We start from the raw sequence: 16,822 nt of genomic DNA, 5'->3' as shown, positions 1-16,822 counted from the left end.
TGCAGCGGACCCAGCCCCTATAATACCCGTTCACCGATGAGGCCTATGAAAGACATTCTCGTGCTCTATTACAGCCGTCACGGCGCCACGCGCGAGCTTGCGCTGGCGATCGCGCACGGCGTCGACAGCGTCCCCGGCATGCAGGCGCGTGTGCGCACCGTGCCGGCGGTTTCCACCGTCTGCGAAGCAACCCAGCCGGACATTCCCGCTGAAGGGCCGCCCTACGTCGAACTGCGCGACCTCGAAGAATGCGCCGGTCTCGCGCTCGGTTCGCCCACCCGCTTCGGCAACATGGCGGCGTCGCTGAAATATTTTCTCGACGGCACCACGCCGCAGTGGCTTTCTGGCGCGTTGTCCGGCAAACCGGCCTGCGTGTTCACGTCCACCGGCAGCTTGCACGGCGGCCAGGAGTCCACGCTGCTATCCATGATGCTGCCGCTTCTGCACCACGGCATGCTGATCGTCGGCATTCCGTACACCGAGAGCGCGCTCTCCACTACGCAAACCGGCGGCACGCCCTACGGCGCGTCGCACTTCGCACGCGCGGGCACGGCCGAACAGGGCATCTCCGCCGACGAAAAAACGCTTGCGATTGCCCTCGGCGCCCGCGTTGCCCGCACGGCGGCCTCCATGAGCGAGCGGCCGTGAATACAGCCGCCCTGCCGGTGCAGCAAAAACGCGCCGTCGCTTTCGGCGCCACCACCGCCTTGCTCGCGCTGATCGTTTTGTCAGTCGCGTGGGAATGGTGGCTCGCGCCGCTGCGCCCGGGCGGCTCGGTGCTGGTGCTCAAAGCCGTGCCACTGCTGCTCGCCCTGCCCGGCGTGTGGCGGCACCGGCTTTACACGCTGCAATGGGCGTCCATGCTGATCCTGCTGTATTTTGCCGAGGGCATCGTGCGCGGCTGGAGCGACCGGGGCCTGAGCGCCCGCCTCGGCTGGCTCGAAACCGCGCTCTCCGTGGTTTTCTTCGTCTGCACGCTCGCCTATGTCGCGCCGTTCAAGCGCGCGGCAAAACGGGCAGCGAAGCTGGCGGCAAAGCAGGCCACACAAGAAAACGCACAGCAGAACAGCGGCCAGGCCGAGGGAAGCACACGATGAGAACAGCGCTTTTCGCGTCGCTTTTTACGTTTCTTTTCGCCTCACCTCCCGCGTAATCTATCCGCCGCCGAACATCCTGACCGACCAACATGACCCAAGCCGCTTTCCTCACCGCTTGCCGCAACGTCATCGGCGCCGCCCAGGTGCTGACCGACCCGCACGACACCGCCCCCTACCTCACAGACTGGCGCCGCCGCTACACCAGCGCAGCCTGTGCGGTGCTCTGCCCGGCCACGCCTGACGAAGTCGCGGCGCTCGTCAAACTTGCCGTCGAACATCGCATCGCGCTGGTGCCGCAAGGCGGCAACACCGGTCTGGCCGGCGGCGCCACGCCGGACGCAAGCGGCGCGCAGGCGGTGATCAGTCTGCGGCGTCTGAATCGCGTGCGCGACATCGATCCGCACAACAACACGATCACCGTCGAAGCGGGCGTCATCCTTGCCGAAGTACAGAAGCACGCCGAAGAAGCCGGCCGCCTGTTTCCCCTGAGCCTCGCCGCAGAAGGCAGTTGCACGATCGGCGGCAATCTCGCCACCAACGCGGGCGGCACCGGCGTACTGCGCTACGGCAACACGCGCGAGCTGTGCCTGGGCCTCGAAGTGGTCACCGCGCAAGGCGAACTGTGGGACGGCCTGCGAGGACTGCGCAAGGACAACACCGGTTACGACCTGCGCGATCTGTTCATCGGCGCGGAAGGCACGCTCGGCATCATCACCGCCGCCGTGCTCAAGCTGCATCCGCAGCCGGCCGCGCGCGTCACGGCGCTCGCCGCGCTCGCGTCGCCGCATGCGGCGCTCGATTTCCTCTCGCTCACGCAACGCGTCGCCGGGCCGCTGCTGACCGGCTTCGAACTGATGTCGGATTTCTGTCTGCGGCTAGTGGGCCGGCACTTCGAGCAGATGCGCTATCCGTTCGCCGAATCGCATGCGCAAGTCGTGCTGTTGGAGCTGTCGGACAGCGAGAGCGAGGAACACGCACGCGGACTATTCGAGCGACTGATGGAAACCGCGCTCGAAGACGGCCTGGTCGAAGACGCGGTAGTCGCGGAAAACCTCGCGCAGTCGCGGGCATTCTGGAATCTGCGCGAACATATCCCGCTCGCGCAAGCTGAGGAAGGCCTGAACATCAAGCACGATATCGCGGTACCGATTTCGCGCATCGGCCACTTCATCGAGGAAACCGACGCGGCAATCGCGCAAGCCGTGCCGGGCGTACGCATGGTCACGTTCGGGCATCTTGGCGACGGCAATCTGCACTACAACGTGCAGGCGCCTGAGGGCGTCGACGCAAAGGCATTCCTTAACACCTGGCAAAGCCCGATCAACCAGATCGTGTACGACAGTGTGCACCGGCATCGCGGCAGCATCAGCGCGGAACACGGCCTCGGCCAGTTGAAGATCGACGAGGCGATGCATTACAAGCAGGACGTCGAGGTGCAATTGATGCGCGCCGTCAAACGCGCGCTGGATCCGCTGAACCTGATGAATCCGGGCAAGGTGCTACGCTAGGGTTTGAAGCCTTCGCCGTCTGGTGCGAGGCTAATTGCAGGAGTCGCTGTCGTGAAGATTCGAGTGTTGTCCGATCTGCATCTGGAAAACGACGAGCCCGAACTGGTCCCGCACGCCGAAGCGGATCTGATCGTGCTGGCCGGCGACATCCACAATCACGCGGCGGGTCCGCGCTGGGCCGCGCAGACTTTCGACGGCGCCGTGCCGGTGGTCTATGTGCCCGGCAATCACGAGTACTACGACGGCGAATTCAGCGCGCTCGACACGGCGCTGTACGACGCAGCGGCCCAGGTCGACAACGTGCACGTGCTGAACAATGCCGCACTGGTCGACCCGCAAGGCCGCTGGCGCGTGCTCGGCACCACCTTATGGACCGACTTCGCGTTATACGGCGCGGATCCGGACACGCTCGCCGAGTCCATCGATGCATCGCGCCGGGTGATGCTCGACTTCCGCGGCCTGATCCAGATGAACTGGCCGCACGACACGCAGGATTCGCCGCGCGACTTCACCCCGGACGATTCCCTCGCGCTGCACCGGCGGGCGCGCGCCTGGCTCGAAGGCGAACTGGCGCGACCGTTCGACGGCAAGACGATCGTCGTCACCCATCACGCGCCGCATCGGCTGAGTCTGGCCGAGCGCTACGCAGAAGACCGCGTCTCGGCCGGTTTCGTCAATCATTTGCCGGAACTGGTGCGCTCGCCCGTTACCCTGTGGATTCACGGACATACGCATACGCCGTTCGATTACACGGTGAACGGCACGCGCGTGGTCTGCAATCCGCGCGGCTATTTCGACCGGCGCACCCGCCAGTGGGAAAATCCTCAATTCGCGTGGGACAAAGTCGTCGAGATATAGCGTCGGCTTGGGGCCGATCTGGGTAGCGCGGCCAGGCGCCACGCACTACGCTGTTGTTGTCGTGGGATTCGGGTCTTCGACTCGGCCAAACCCGCCAGCCCGGTCATCTCCGGAGGTCGCTCATGTGTGGTCGAATCAGCCAGTACCGCGATCCGCATCTGTACGCACGGCAGCTCGGCCTCGCCGATCCGCTCATGCTATTCGACGACGCCGACCGCCGCCCCGGCTACAACCTCGCGCCGGGCACTCACCCGCTCGCGATCTACCCGGACCAGACGCTGCACGCGATCCATTGGGGTTATTGCCCGGATTGGGCTCGCGAGCAGCATCTGCCGCAGACCATCAACGCGCGCGCCGAAACCGCGCCGCATACGCGCTACTTCAAAGATCTGTGGAAAACCGGGCGAGTATTGGTGCCGGCGGACGGCTGGTTCGAATGGCGCATGGAAGCGGCGCCCGGAACACCGCACGGGAATGACGCGGCGGAAGCCGACGCGACGGTCCGCCAACCCTACTTCGTGCACCTGAAAAGCGACGCGCCGATGTACCTCGCGGCGCTATCGAGCGTACGCGGCACGGAACTGCAAACGGAAGGCATGGGACTGGTGATCGTGACGGCCACCGCCGACAAGGGTCTGATCGACGTGCACGGCCGACGCCCGCTGGTGTTCGCGCCGGAGGCGGCGCGCAGATGGCTGGATCCGGCCCTGCAATTCGACGAACTCGAACAGCTCGCTCGCAGCGCCTGCCTGCCCGCTGCACGGTTCCGCTGGCACCGGGTGAGCCCGGAGGTGGACCGCACGCTCAATGACGAGCCGGGCCTGATTGAAGCGCTGCACTGAACGTGCGGAGCGCGGATCGACACTGATCGGCGACCGGACCGCAACGGCGCGGCAACGCACGCGCAAGGCACACCGAAAAGGTACAAAAGCAAGCTCAAATGCCGCGCGCCCAGCAACCTGGCGCACTGGCCAACTTCAACGATCGCGCTGCTGTCCTTGCAAATCGGGGCGCTCGACCTTGATCGGCACCAGTTGCGGCTGCTGGTCACGCAGGCGGCGCAGCAAATCGCGCGATGCGGCGATTCCGATCAGTCCCAGCATGACGGCCACGCCGATCATCAGATGCGTATCCATGAATCCCTCTTCCTTCGATTGTTGCGGATCTTGCGATTTGCCGAACAGCGGCTAATTGAACGCGTCCGGCAGGATGCCGGCAGCGCATGAACCACACGTTAGCAAATCGACCCCGGCGCAGAAGTAAGGAAATGTTGCGACGCGGCACTTATGTAACAGTCTGTCACGCCACCGCCGCCTGGAACCGTCAACAATGGTCAACCGCTCGCGTAGCGCCGCTTCAGCTGCGCGCGAACTGGCGCAACTCTTCCTGGTCGACGGCCAGCGTGGCGGGCAGTTCGTCGCGCAAAAATTCGACCCAGGTGCGAATTTTCGCGTCCAGATACTGCCGTGACGGATACAGCGCATACAGATTCATTTCCTGCGAGGTGTATTCCGGCAACAGCCAGACGAGGTCACCGCTGCGCAGGCCGCTAATCGCCGAGTAGATCGGAATCAGCCCGACCCCCATGCCGCTGCTCACCGCGACCGCCATCGCTTCGGCGACATTCACCTGAAAAGTGGTCGGGCCGAGGTTGATGGTTTCTTCGCCGTTCGGGCCGTCGAAGATCCATTTGTCGGTCGGGAATATCGGCGTCACCATTTGCAGACACGTGTGGTGCGCGAGGTCTGAGGGTTTTTCGGGCACGCCGTGCCGCTCCAGATAAGCCGGCGACGCGCACGCGATGCTGAACGCGCTGCACAGTCGCTGCGACACGAGCCCCGAATCCGGCAGACCGATTGCCAATGTCAGCGATACGTCAAAACCTTCGTCGAGAAGATCGGGCATGCGCTGCGCGAGCGTCAGTTCAATGCTCACGTCCGGGTAGCGTTGCTGATAGCGGCCCACCGCCGGCACCACGTAGTGCTGGCCGAAGCTTGTCATCGCGTGGACCTTGAGCTTGCCGGACGGGCGCGCGTGGGCGTCGCCGGCCTCCGCTTCCGCCTGATCCACGTACGCGAGGATCTGCTCGCAGCGCTGCAGATAGCGCTCACCCGCCTCGGTCAGCGCGATACGGCGCGTGGTGCGGTTCAACAGCCGCGTGCGCAGGTGCGCTTCCAGGTCGGAAACCGCGCGCGACGCGTACGCCGTGGTCGTGTTGAGGTGTTGCGCGGCACCCGTGAAACTGCCCGCTTCGACGACGCGGACAAATACGCGCATGTTTTGAAGCGTATCCATACTTTTCCCTAGTAATCCGCTGCGATTGTTACACGATTCGCAAAGGCGATTATCTCATATCGCGTAAAAATGCCTTGCATCTTTACCGGTTATTCCCCAATCAATCAAAAAATATAATGACGCACATGCTTCTATAGCCAATTTTGGAGGAAATCGTGCAGTCTCCGGTACAGAAAGGGGTCGCCGCAGCCGCGGTTCTTACGATCCTATTAACAATCGCCGGCTGTGCCAGTACCGGAGGCATCGCGCCGCAGGATCGCGGAATGGAGCCCTCCTCGCTCGACGTGGGCAACGCCATCCGGGCCGCCAACGCGGACGCCCAATGGCCTGCCGCTGACTGGTGGCGCGCCTATAACGACCCGCAGCTCAATGAGTGGATCGAAGCCGCGCAGACGAGCAACCCGAGTCTCGCTGTCGCCCAGGCGCGCGTGCGCGAGGCCATGTCGATGGCGGGTGTCGCCCGTTCGGCGTTATCGCCGCAAGTGAACGGCAGCCTGTCGATCCAGCGTCAGAAATGGGCCGACAACCTCTACTACGGCCCGGGCCCGCTCGCAGGCCAGCAGTCATGGAACAACACCGGCACGCTGGGTCTCTCATACAACCTCGATCTCTGGGGCAAGGACAAGAACGCCGCCGAGAGCGCGCTCGACGCAGCCCATGCAAGCGCGGCGGACTTCCGCGCCGCCCAGCTCGAACTGGAAGGCAACGTGGTGCGCACGTACATCGAGCTGTCGCTGAACTACGCGCTGCTCGATATCGCCAAGTCCACGCTGCAGCAACAGCAGCAGATCGTCGACCTGGCGAACCGGCGTCTGAAAGGCGGCATCGGCACCCAGCTCGAAGTGAGCCAGGCCGAAACGCCGATGCCGGAATACGAACGCCAGATCGATGAGATCGAGGAAAAGATCGCGCTCGGCCGCAATCAATTGGCCGCGCTGGCCGGCAAGGGGCCGGGCGCGGGCGATGCGATCCAGCGTCCGACGCTCTCGCTCGACAATTCGCCCGCCGCTCTGCCGAGCGCACTGCCCGCGGATCTGATCGGCCACCGGCCCGACGTGGTTGCGGCGCGCTGGACGGTCGCGGCGCAAGCGCGCGGCATCGACGTCGCCAAGGCCAGCTTCTATCCGGACATCAACCTGCTGGCGTCGATCGGCGGCTATGCCGCAATGGGCCCGCTGTTCCAGTTCCTGAAGGACCCGTCGCATAGCTGGAGCGCGGGTCCGGCACTGTCGTTGCCGATCTTCGACGGCGGCCGTCTGCGCTCGCAGCTCGGCGCGGCGTCGGCTGGGTACGACGAGGCGGTCGATCGCTATAACCAGTCGATCGTCGGCGCGCTGAAGGACATCTCCGATCAGGTGATCCGGATCCGTTCGCTCGCGACCCAGGCGCAAGACGCAGACCGTTCGGTCGCAGCGGCGCGTAAGAACTACGACCTCGCCCGCGAAGGCTATCGGCGCGGCTTGACCGACTATCTGAACGTACTGATCGCGCAAAGCCAGTTGCTGCACGCGCAGGAAGGCGTCGCGAAGATTCAGGCCGAGCGGCTGGGCGCGCATGCGTCGCTGGTCACGGCGTTGGGTGGCGGACTCGACGAACCGGCCAATGGTCCGCAGGCGAACGAGACGCTGCCGGCGCATGGAAAGGGTAAGGGCAACGCCGCGCCAGCCAGTTCGAACACCGCGGCCAAACCGTCGGCCGCGCCGGCGCAAACCGGCTCCGCCGGCCATGCGGATAATGCCGCGGCAAGTACGAACCACGCTTCCGCCAGCGTCAACGCCGGCGCGGCTGAGTGAAGAAGCCGACCATGTCAGCGCCCCCTTCTCCCTCGCGCGCGTCGTCGTTCGCCGCGCTCTACTCAGCCGCCGCCGACTGGGCCCGCACCGACGGTCTCACGTGGGTCTATCTGTTCAAAGCGCTCGCCGCCTGCTTCCTCGCGCTCGGCATCGCGATGAAACTCGACCTGCCGCAGCCGCGCACCGCGATGACCACCGTGTTCATCGTGATGCAGCCGCAAAGCGGGATGGTGTTCGCCAAGAGCTTTTACCGGATCTGCGGCACGCTGGTCGGCCTCGTCGTGATGCTCGCGTTGATCGGCCTGTTCGCGCAGCAGCCGGAACTGTTCATCGTCACCACCGCGATCTGGGTCGGCATCTGCACCGCGGGTGCCGCGCGCAATCGCAACTTCAAGTCGTACGGTTTCGTGCTGGCCGGCTACACCGCCGCACTGATCGGCATTCCCGCTTCACAGCATCCGGATGGCGCGTTTCTCAGCGCGCTCACGCGGGTGGCCGAAGTGGTGGTCGGCATCATCTGCGCGGGTGCCGTCAGCGGCCTCGTGTTTCCGCAGTTCGCCGGCTTGCAGATGCGCAGCACCGTGCGTGCGCGTTTCTCGGCGTTCGTCGAGTATGTGTCGGCCTCGTTGGCCGGCCGCAACGATCGCGCGCAGATCGAAGCGACCAATGCGAGATTTGTCGCCGACATCGTCGGTTTCGAAGCCGCGCGCAGTGTCGCCGTGTTCGAAGGTCCCGATTCACGGATGCGCGGCGGGCGTCTCGCGCGTCTGAACAGCGAGTTCATGACCGCCTCGACGCGCTTTCACGCACTGCATCAGTTGATGAACCGGCTGCGCGACTCGCAGACTAGCGGCGCGATGGTCGCGGTCGAAGCGCTCGAACCGTACTTCAAGGAAATCGCCCCGTTGCTCGCGAAATCCGGCGAACCGGTATTGAGCGCCACGGATGCCGCCCACGCCGCCGCGCAGCTCGACGCGTACAAAGCAGAGCTGCCCAAGCGGGTGCGCGAGACACGCGCCGCACTGGAAACGCAGCCGGACGCACCGCTGCTCGACTTCGACACCGGCGCCGAACTGCTGTATCGCTTCATCGACGATCTGCACGCGTACGCGGCCACCTATGCATCGCTTGCCGTCGACATACATGAACGCGAGCGCTGGATCGAGCGTTACGAACCCAAGACGAATGGAATTGCCGCGGGCGTCGCCGGTTTGCGCGCGGCCATCGTCATGATCGTGCTCGGCGCGTTCTGGATCGCGACCGCGTGGCCGAGCGGCTCGACCTTGACGCTGGACGCCGCGGCGGTCTGCGCGCTGGCATCAGCGTCGCCGGATCCGAAGCGCACCGCGTTCCAGATGGCCGCCGGCACGCTGGTCGCCTCAGTGATGGGGATGATCGCGGTGTACGGCGTGTATCCGCACATCGACGGTTTTCCACTGTTGTGCGCCGCGCTCACGCCGTTCCTGCTGCTTGGCGTATTCATGACGACGCGGCCCGCGCTGGCCGGCTACGGCGTCGGTTACTGCATCTTCTTCTGTTTCCTCGCCGGCCCGGACAACCTGATTCACTACGACCCGAGCGGCACCATTAACGATGCGATTGCGCTGGTGCTGTCGATGCTGGTGTGTGCGGTGGCCTTTGCCGTGCTGCTGCCGCCCTCGACGCCCTGGCTGCGCAACCGCCTGCTGATCGACTTGCGCCGTCAGGTGGCGCTGGCGAGCCGCGTGGGCATGCGCCGGGTGCGTTCACGCTTCGAGAGCGGCGCACGCGATCTGATGTCCCAGATCAACGCGCTCGCGCAGAACGAACCCGAGGTCAAACGCGATACCTTGCGCTGGCTCTTCGCGGTGCTCGAAGTGGGCAACGCGATGATCGACCTGCGCGGCGAAGTGGCGGCGCTGCCTCGCGACGCGCGCTACGCGAAGTCGATGCCGTGGCGCGTCACATTGCGTGCGATGCGCGATGCGGTGACCGCGCTGTTCGAGCGACCGCGTGCGGACCGCTTCGACCGCGCGCTCGCCGCCACCACCGATGCGATTGCCGCCGTTCAACTGATGCTCGCCACCTTCACGCCGCCGCGTGAGGATCGGCATCGGCTGCAACGCATTCTGAGTCAACTGCATTTCATTCGTACCGCGCTGCTCGATCCGCAATCGCCGCTTGAACCGCTGATGAGCGGACGTGCCGACGCGTCAGAAGGAGTTCGTCATGCCACGTGATATCGCCGTTTTCGACGCCTACGTGCCGGCCATTGTGCTGCTGTTTGTCGCGGGCGCCGCGCTTACCTGGGTGCTGGACCGCGTGATCGCCTATACGGGCCTGTATCGCGTGGTGTGGCATCCGTCCTTGTTCCGGGCCAGCTTGCTCGTGTGTGTGTGCGGCGTGCTGGGTCTCGCCGTTTATCGTTGATCAGAGTCGAAACATGACCATCCGAAATGTTGTGGGCTTCGTCGCGACAGCCGTTATTTTTATTGTCGCGATTTTGATTGGGCGCGTGTTGTGGGTTCATTACATGGATGAGCCGTGGACACGTGATGGGCGCGTGCGCGCTGAAATTGTGAATGTGGCGCCTGATGTTTCTGGCGCTGTTGTGGATTTGCCTGTTAAAGACAATCAACTGGTTAAGAAGGGGGATCTGTTGATGCAGGTCGATCCTTCGCATTATCAGATTGCTGTTGAGCAGGCGCAGGCTGCTGTTGCTGCGCGCAAGGCTGAGCTGCAGATGAGGCGGGATGATGCGCAGCGGCGGGCTGATATGGATGCTTTGGTTGTCTCCAAAGAGAGTCGCGAGAATGCGACTCATACTGCTTCGGCTGCTGAGGCTTCTTATCAGCAGGCTTTGGCTGCGCTTGATGCGGCTAAGTTGAATCTTGAACGCACTCGGGTTGTTGCGCCGGTGGACGGTTATGTCACTAACCTGAATGTGTTTCGTGGGGATTATGCTACTGCTGGGTCAGCTAAGTTGGCTATTGTTGATAGTCATTCTTTTTGGGTTTATGGCTACTTCGAAGAGACTAAGTTGCCTCATGTGCGTGTTGGGGATAAGGCTGAAGTTCGGTTGATGAGTGGGGGGACCCTGCAGGGGCATGTCGAGAGCATCTCTCGTGGGATCTATGATCGGGATAATCCGGAAAGCCGTGAGCTGCTCGCTGATGTTAATCCGACTTTTAATTGGGTTCGATTGGCACAGCGGGTGCCTGTGCGGGTGAGGATTGATTCTGTGCCTAATGGGGTTGTGCTTGCTGCGGGGATTACTTGTACTGTTGTTGTTAAGCCAAGCTAAGGTTTTTTTGCCTTCGCGGCGCTTGTTGTCTGTGTTCTTAGGGCTTTGGCCTTTCCTTGGTTTGTTAGTGGTCTATTAGTGTTGCCCCTGTGCGGGGCGGCACTTACTTTCTTTGCCGCCGCAAAGAAAGATAAGCAAAGAAAGCGGCTAGAAGCCCCTGCTAAGTGGGCACCGTGGTCTGCTACGGGTAGTGGTGCGACTGGAATCCGGGCCCTCGCATGTTCATGCGCTTGTGACAAAGGATTCATCAGCTCCCACTCCGCACTGCGTGCGTCGCGGACGGGCCTGCATGGGAAACCACCGGCTTCGCTTTTGCGCAGCGGGAACCATCGGCTTCGCCTCGGCGGCGCGGCGCGCGCCGAGGCGGTACCTCAATATCGTTTCTTCTGTTGCGGTGCTGCGCTGCTCTATAGCCTGAACTTTCCGACCATCTGCTTCAGGCCGCGGGCCTGATCGTCCAGTGATCTTGCGGCTGCGGTGGCCTGTTCCACTAGTGCGGCGTTCTGTTGTGTGCCGGAATCCATCTGTGTTACCGCAAGATTGATCTCTTCAATTCCCGCGCTCTGTTCCGATGATGCCGCCGAAATCTCGCCCATGATGTCGGTTACGCGTTTCACCGCCTTTACCACTTCGTCCATCGTTTGTCCGGCATCCTGCGCCAGCGTCGAGCCGTTGCTCACTCGCTCCACCGATGTGCTGATCAAACCCTTGATCTCCTTGGCGGCAGCCGCGCTGCGTTGAGCCAAGTTGCGCACTTCGGCGGCGACTACCGAAAATCCGCGGCCTTCTTCGCCCGCTCGTGCGGCTTCCACCGCGGCGTTCAACGCCAGAATGTTGGTCTGGAATGCAATCCCCTCGATCACGCCGATGATGTCGCCAATGCTCCGCGCGCTATCGTTGATCTCGTTCATCGTTGCCACCACGCGGCTTACTACGTCGCCACCCTTCTCCGCAATTTCCGAGGCGTTGTTGGCTAGGGTGCTCGCCTGCTTGGCGTTGTCGGCGTTCTGACGCACCGTCGACGTCAACTGCTCCATGCTGCTCGCGGTTCGCTCGAGCGCCATTGCCTGTTGTTCGGTGCGCTGTGACAGGTCGAGGTTGCCCATCGAGATTTCGCCCGATGCGGTTGCGATCGCGTCCGCGCTGGATGCGATGTCGGACACCGTCGTCGCGAGGCCGCTTTGCATGTCGTGTAGCGCGTAGAGCATGCTCGACTTGTCCTTGCGGCCCAATGCGATCTGGTTCGATAGGTCGCCCGCGGCAATCCGGCTCGCGATTTCCTTTGCGTATGCCGGCTCGCCGCCGAGTTGGCCGGCGAGGCGTCGGATTACCCACTCGCTAATGCCGAACGCCAGTACGATCAGCGCGACCGTCATAGCCGCGAGCATCACGAACGATGAGTGGAAGATAAATCCCGATGCTTCGATAGTCGCCTTGGCGGCTGTGCCGCGCTGGGCTACGAGTTCGTCGACCAGTTTTTCGAGCTTGCCGGTCTCGACCAGCAAGGAGACGTCCTGGGTGCCGACCTGCCAGTTCATCTGCGAAAGATCGAGCGGTTGGGCTTTTACGAGGGTCACGAAGTCGCGCAAGTGGCCACTCCATACCGCGACGGCTGCGGCGAATTTTTTCTGCTGGTCGACGGCCTTGGCGTCGGACGTGTCGACGTACTGTTGCAGCGTGCCGAGTTCTCTGGCGAGGCCACTCAAGCCCTTGTCGATGTCGGCGCCGAGCTCGTCGCGTTCCTTGGCTGTGGTCGCGGTCAGCAGCATCTTTTGCGCGCGGCTTGCGCGCAGCATGTGGCCACGCGCCTCTTCGGCGGCGCGGCTCGCGACGTGGCCCTGGTCGTAGATCGATTGTGCGGAAGCATTCAGGCGGCTGATCTGGGTCAGCGAAAACACGCCGATCGCGAGGGTGCCGATCAGCAGCACGGCAAACGCCAGCCGCAACGTCGCCTTCACCGACAAGCCCTTGAGCCGCACGGCCCGCGAGCGGTTGCCCTGGCCACGCGATGGCGACGGCTTGCCCGCCGCTTCTCCTTCCGGTACGAACCCCGCGCCCGTCTGGCCACCCAGCGAAACTGCTTTCATATTCCTCGTCCCCACGTTTCGAACTGCCGGAAAGGTCGGTTCCGGCATTAATACTTATCTCTCCGGGTCTACGGCACAAACGTCTGCGATCTTTAACGCCGCTCGTCTCATGCCGATTGTCGCGCCCGGTCCTCGACGCGTCGCCTTGTAAGCTTCGCGCCCGCGACCGTTTTATACATGGCCAAAAATCCACGAATCGCATTTATCAGACGACGTGCCGCCCACACGTCGCCCTGCGCAACACACTTGACACAAGCACCACCACAGTGCACCGCGTTTGGGTTTCGGCACATCCATGACGCATGGGAAGCGTAATACGTGTCCGATTCTCGACAAAACTTGTCCTTACAATTCGTGCGAGCCACATTAAACTTCGACAAATAGCTGACAAGGCCCGGCGCCGCGTCGAAATGCCGCGGCAACCCGGCAGGTCACGCACAGGCATGCGAACGCCTGAGATCGCGACGCGCCGGCAGCCTGAAATCATGACCGCACACCCTTTCTCCTCTCTCATCTAGCGTATGGAAACGAGCCTCGATAAAAGCACCCTCGCCGGCGCTTCAGCCTCCCCCGCTGGCGCGCAGCCGGCTGCCAAGGTCCAGCGCACGGTCTATTCCGTGCTGGGTGCGATCAGCTTTTCGCACCTGCTCAACGACATGATCCAGTCGTTGATCCTGGCGATCTACCCGATGCTGAAAGACAACTTTTCGCTGTCGTTCGGGCAAATCGGGTTGATTACGCTGACTTACCAGATCACCGCGTCGCTGCTGCAGCCGCTGGTCGGCAGCTATACCGACAAGCATCCGAAGCCGTATTCGCTGCCCGTCGGCATGGGCTTTACGCTCGCCGGCCTGCTGCTGATGTCGGTCGCGCCGAGTTTCGGCGTGTTGCTGGTCGCGGCGGCGCTGGTCGGCTGCGGCTCGTCGGTGTTCCATCCGGAGTCGTCGCGGGTGGCGCGCATGGCCTCGGGCGGCCGTCACGGTCTGGCGCAGTCGCTGTTCCAGGTGGGCGGCAATGCGGGTTCGTCGCTCGGGCCGCTGCTCGCCGCGTTGATCGTGATTCCGCACGGCCAGCGCAGCATCGCGTGGTTCTCGGTGGCGGCGCTGGTCGCGATCGTCGTGCTCACGCAGATCGGCCGCTGGTACAAGCAGCATCCGGCCGTGAAGAAGGCGCGCAGCCAGACCGGCCACGCAACCCTGTCGCGCAACCAGGTCATGTTCGCAATGGGCGTACTGATGCTGCTGGTGTTCTCGAAGTACTTCTACCTCGCCAGTATCAACAGCTACTTCACGTTCTATCTGATCGACAAGTTCCATCTGCCGGTGCAGGCCGCTCAGGTTCACCTGTTCGTGTTCCTCGCGGCGGTTGCGGCGGGCACGGTGATCGGTGGTCCGATCGGCGACAGGATCGGCCGCAAGTATGTGATCTGGGTGTCGATCCTCGGCGTCGCGCCGTTCACGCTGCTGCTGCCGTACGCCAACCTGTTCTGGACCGGCGTGCTGACGGTGATCATCGGTATCGTGCTGGCTTCCGCGTTCTCGGCGATCCTCGTCTATGCGCAGGAACTGGTCCCCGGCAAGGTGGGGATGATCGCGGGCCTCTTCTTCGGTCTCGCGTTCGGCATGGGCGGGATCGGCGCTGCCGTGCTCGGGCAGTTGGCCGACGCCACCAGCATCACCTATGTGTATAAGGTCTGCTCGTTCCTGCCGCTGATCGGCCTGTTGACGGTGTTTCTGCCGGATGTCGAAGGCAAGCGCGCAAAAGCGTAATGGGATCTCTTCTGGCTGCATGAAGAAAAAGGCGCTACGGCGCCTTTTTCCGTTGGGCCGCCCCCTCATGGTGAACCCGCGTTGTCCGCAAGGTGACGCCTGCTCTATGCTTGTGCGGATGTACGCACTGCTGCCCTCTCGCCGCGCCCGGCAGCCGCCCCGAGCCGTACGACTCGCCATCCGTTCACTCACGCAGCAGAAGGATCGCCGCCGATGACCACCTACCGCGACTTCCACCGCCGTTCGATCGAGCAGCCCGAGGAATTCTGGCGTGACGAGGCGCAGCGGATTCATTGGCAAACGCCGTTCGATACCGTGCTCGACCGCTCGAATCCGCCTTTCGCGCGCTGGTTCGTCGGCGGTCGCACGAACCTGTGCCATAACGCGGTGGACCGGCATATGGCCGAGCGCCCGCAGCAGAACGCACTGGTGTACGTGTCGACGGAAACCGGCATCGAGCGGCGCTACACCTACGCCGAGCTGTACGCGGAAATCAACCGTATGGCCGCGGTGATGCGCTCGCTGGGTGTGAAGCGCGGCGACGTCGTGCTGCTTTATCTGCCGATGATCCCGGAAGCGCTGTTCGCGATGCTCGCGTGCGCGCGGCTCGGCGCGATTCACTCGGTGGTGTTCGGCGGCTTCGCGGCGCCTAATCTGGCGGCCCGCATCGACGATGCGAAACCTGTCCTGATCGTCACCGCCGACGCAGGCGCGCGCGGCGGCAAAGTGATCGACTACACGCCACTGGTGGACGAAGCACTGGCGCGCGCGACCCACAAGACGCCGCACGTGCTGTTGATCGACCGGCAACTCGCGCCCGAGCGCCTCAACGCGAGCTACCTCGTCGCCTACGAGCCGCTGCGCGAGAAATTTTTCGACGCCCACGTGCCGTGCGAATGGCTCGAATCGAACGAACCCTCGTATGTGCTGTACACGTCGGGCACCACCGGCAAGCCGAAGGGCGTGCAACGCGACGTCGGCGGCTATGCGGTGGCGCTGGCGGCATCGATGGAACACATCTTTCAGGGCAAGCCCGGCGACACGATGTTCACCGCGTCGGACGTGGGCTGGGTGGTCGGCCATAGCTACATCGTCTATGCGCCGCTGATCGCGGGCCTTACCACGGTGATGTACGAAGGCACGCCGATTCGTCCGGATGGCGGCATCTGGTGGCGCCTCGTCGAACAGCACAAGATCAATCTGATGTTCACTGCGCCGACTGCGTTACGCGTGCTGAAAAAGCAGGACCCGGCGCTGCTGAAAAAATCCGATCTATCGAGCCTGCGCGCGCTGTTCCTCGCCGGCGAGCCGCTCGACGAACCGACCGCCGCATGGATCGCCGACGCGCTCGGCAAGCCCGTGATCGACAACTACTGGCAGACCGAGACCGGCTGGCCGATGCTGGCGATTCCGCGCGGCGTCGAAGCCCTGCCCACCAAGCTCGGTTCGCCAGGCGTGCCGTCGGCCGGCTTCAATCTGACCTTGCGTAACGAACTGACGGGCGAGCCCTGCCCGCCCGGCGAAAAAGGCGTGCTCACGCTGGGCTATCCGCTGCCGCCGGGCTGCATGTCGACGGTATGGGGCGACGACAAGCGCTTTGTCAGCACGTACTGGTCGAGCATTCCGAACCAGCAGGCTTATTCAACCTTCGACTGGGGCATTCAGGATGAAGACGGATACGTGACGATTCTCGGCCGCACCGACGACGTGATCAACGTGGCCGGCCATCGGCTCGGCACGCGCGAGATCGAGGAAGCGTTGTCGAGCCACGCGGCGGTCGCGGAAGTGGCGGTGGTCGGCGTGACGGATGCGCTGAAGGGTCAGACGGCGATGGCCTTCGTGGTGCTGCGCGACGCGCAAGCCTACGCGAGCGAGAAGGCACGAGCGAAGCTGGAAGCCGAACTCACCGCGACGGTGGACCGCCAACTCGGCGCGATCGCGCGGCCGGCGCGCGTGGTGGTGGTGTCGATGCTGCCGAAGACACGCTCGGGCAAGCTGCTACGCCGCGCGATTGCGGCGCTGGCCGAGGGACGCGAACCCGGTGATCTGCCGACGATCGAGGATCCGGCGGCTTTGCAGCAGGTGCGGGAGGCGCTGGGGGATTCAACGAAGCACTAGCGAGCGGCGAGGCT

General features: G+C 63.6%; 14 protein-coding genes. 11 read left to right on the top strand and 3 right to left on the bottom strand.

The genetic code is table 11. From position 1 onward, the window contains the following. Positions 1-45: 45 nt before the first annotated feature. The 5 genes from wrbA (at position 46) to KHO30_RS22275 (ending at position 4,305) form a co-directional block, all read left to right on the top strand. The gene (wrbA, locus tag KHO30_RS22295; protein WP_115780521.1) at positions 46-648 is read left to right on the top strand and encodes an NAD(P)H:quinone oxidoreductase; all 603 of its coding nucleotides are present in this window, start codon (positions 46-48) and stop codon (positions 646-648) included. Then, positions 645-1,097, top strand: a complete 453-nt coding sequence (locus tag KHO30_RS22290) for a DUF2069 domain-containing protein (protein ID WP_211702333.1) — start codon at positions 645-647, stop codon at positions 1,095-1,097. Before wrbA ends, KHO30_RS22290 begins: the two co-directional genes overlap by 4 nt. Positions 1,098-1,186: 89 nt before the next feature. Further along, positions 1,187-2,605, top strand: a complete 1,419-nt coding sequence (locus KHO30_RS22285) for an FAD-binding oxidoreductase (RefSeq protein WP_211702331.1) — start codon at positions 1,187-1,189, stop codon at positions 2,603-2,605. A 51-nt stretch (positions 2,606-2,656) separates the two neighbouring features. Then, positions 2,657-3,463 (top strand): metallophosphoesterase, encoded by an 807-nt coding sequence (locus KHO30_RS22280; RefSeq protein WP_211702329.1) that lies wholly within the window; start codon positions 2,657-2,659, stop codon positions 3,461-3,463. 122 nt (positions 3,464-3,585) lie between these two features. Beyond that, positions 3,586-4,305: an SOS response-associated peptidase gene (locus KHO30_RS22275; RefSeq protein WP_211702327.1), complete on the top strand. Its 720-nt coding sequence runs from the start codon at positions 3,586-3,588 to the stop codon at positions 4,303-4,305. A gap of 135 nt (positions 4,306-4,440) precedes the next feature. Here the strand turns inward: KHO30_RS22275 and KHO30_RS22270 are convergent, their stop codons facing one another. Further along, the gene (locus KHO30_RS22270; protein WP_175051215.1) at positions 4,441-4,599 is read right to left on the bottom strand and encodes a hypothetical protein; all 159 of its coding nucleotides are present in this window, start codon (positions 4,597-4,599) and stop codon (positions 4,441-4,443) included. 220 nt (positions 4,600-4,819) lie between these two features. Then, complete coding sequence (locus tag KHO30_RS22265) at positions 4,820-5,758, bottom strand: LysR family transcriptional regulator (protein WP_093643346.1); 939 nt, start codon at positions 5,756-5,758, stop codon at positions 4,820-4,822. Positions 5,759-5,913: 155 nt separating this feature from the next. On the opposite strand from KHO30_RS22265, the gene KHO30_RS22260 reads away from it, so the two are divergent. Genes KHO30_RS22260 through KHO30_RS22245 form a run of 4 tightly spaced genes read left to right on the top strand, consistent with a single transcriptional unit; the run spans position 5,914 to position 10,834 of the window. Further along, on the top strand, positions 5,914-7,551 hold the full coding sequence (locus tag KHO30_RS22260) for an efflux transporter outer membrane subunit (protein ID WP_244864102.1): 1,638 nt from the start codon (positions 5,914-5,916) through the stop codon (positions 7,549-7,551). Between the two features lie 11 nt (positions 7,552-7,562). Beyond that, on the top strand, positions 7,563-9,770 hold the full coding sequence (locus KHO30_RS22255) for an FUSC family protein (RefSeq protein WP_211702323.1): 2,208 nt from the start codon (positions 7,563-7,565) through the stop codon (positions 9,768-9,770). Next, a complete protein-coding gene (locus KHO30_RS22250; RefSeq protein ID WP_054042269.1) occupies positions 9,760-9,960 on the top strand; it encodes a DUF1656 domain-containing protein in 201 nt (66 codons plus the stop codon). The genes KHO30_RS22255 and KHO30_RS22250 overlap by 11 nt, the downstream gene beginning before the upstream one ends. A 13-nt stretch (positions 9,961-9,973) precedes the next feature. Beyond that, positions 9,974-10,834 carry an efflux RND transporter periplasmic adaptor subunit gene (locus KHO30_RS22245; RefSeq protein ID WP_211702321.1) on the top strand — a complete coding sequence of 287 codons (861 nt, stop codon included), beginning with the start codon at positions 9,974-9,976 and terminating at the stop codon, positions 10,832-10,834. 407 nt (positions 10,835-11,241) lie between these two features. Here the strand turns inward: KHO30_RS22245 and KHO30_RS22240 are convergent, their stop codons facing one another. After that, the gene (locus KHO30_RS22240) at positions 11,242-12,921 is read right to left on the bottom strand and encodes a methyl-accepting chemotaxis protein (protein ID WP_200652437.1); all 1,680 of its coding nucleotides are present in this window, start codon (positions 12,919-12,921) and stop codon (positions 11,242-11,244) included. Positions 12,922-13,442: 521 nt separating this feature from the next. On the opposite strand from KHO30_RS22240, the gene KHO30_RS22235 reads away from it, so the two are divergent. Next, positions 13,443-14,690, top strand: coding sequence for an MFS transporter (locus tag KHO30_RS22235; RefSeq protein WP_200652438.1), 1,248 nt, complete (start codon positions 13,443-13,445; stop codon positions 14,688-14,690). A 213-nt stretch (positions 14,691-14,903) separates the two neighbouring features. Beyond that, positions 14,904-16,808, top strand: a complete 1,905-nt coding sequence (locus KHO30_RS22230) for a propionate--CoA ligase (RefSeq protein ID WP_200618941.1) — start codon at positions 14,904-14,906, stop codon at positions 16,806-16,808. The last annotated feature ends 14 nt before the right edge of the window (positions 16,809-16,822 follow it).

Source organism: Paraburkholderia aspalathi (genome assembly GCF_905220735.1).
GTDB classification, from domain to species: domain Bacteria; phylum Pseudomonadota; class Gammaproteobacteria; order Burkholderiales; family Burkholderiaceae; genus Paraburkholderia; species Paraburkholderia aspalathi.
This window is presented reverse-complemented; position numbering and strand designations above follow the sequence as displayed.

Coding starts and splice junctions, on each gene's coding strand:
- wrbA (WP_115780521.1), top strand. CDS start 46: ATGAAAGACATTCTCGTGCTCTATTACAGCCGTCACGGCGCCACGCGC.
- KHO30_RS22285 (WP_211702331.1), top strand. CDS start 1,187: ATGACCCAAGCCGCTTTCCTCACCGCTTGCCGCAACGTCATCGGCGCC.
- KHO30_RS22275 (WP_211702327.1), top strand. CDS start 3,586: ATGTGTGGTCGAATCAGCCAGTACCGCGATCCGCATCTGTACGCACGG.
- KHO30_RS22270 (WP_175051215.1), bottom strand. CDS start 4,599: ATGGATACGCATCTGATGATCGGCGTGGCCGTCATGCTGGGACTGATC.
- KHO30_RS22265 (WP_093643346.1), bottom strand. CDS start 5,758: ATGGATACGCTTCAAAACATGCGCGTATTTGTCCGCGTCGTCGAAGCG.
- KHO30_RS22255 (WP_211702323.1), top strand. CDS start 7,563: ATGTCAGCGCCCCCTTCTCCCTCGCGCGCGTCGTCGTTCGCCGCGCTC.
- KHO30_RS22250 (WP_054042269.1), top strand. CDS start 9,760: ATGCCACGTGATATCGCCGTTTTCGACGCCTACGTGCCGGCCATTGTG.
- KHO30_RS22245 (WP_211702321.1), top strand. CDS start 9,974: ATGACCATCCGAAATGTTGTGGGCTTCGTCGCGACAGCCGTTATTTTT.
- KHO30_RS22240 (WP_200652437.1), bottom strand. CDS start 12,921: ATGAAAGCAGTTTCGCTGGGTGGCCAGACGGGCGCGGGGTTCGTACCG.
- KHO30_RS22235 (WP_200652438.1), top strand. CDS start 13,443: ATGGAAACGAGCCTCGATAAAAGCACCCTCGCCGGCGCTTCAGCCTCC.
- KHO30_RS22230 (WP_200618941.1), top strand. CDS start 14,904: ATGACCACCTACCGCGACTTCCACCGCCGTTCGATCGAGCAGCCCGAG.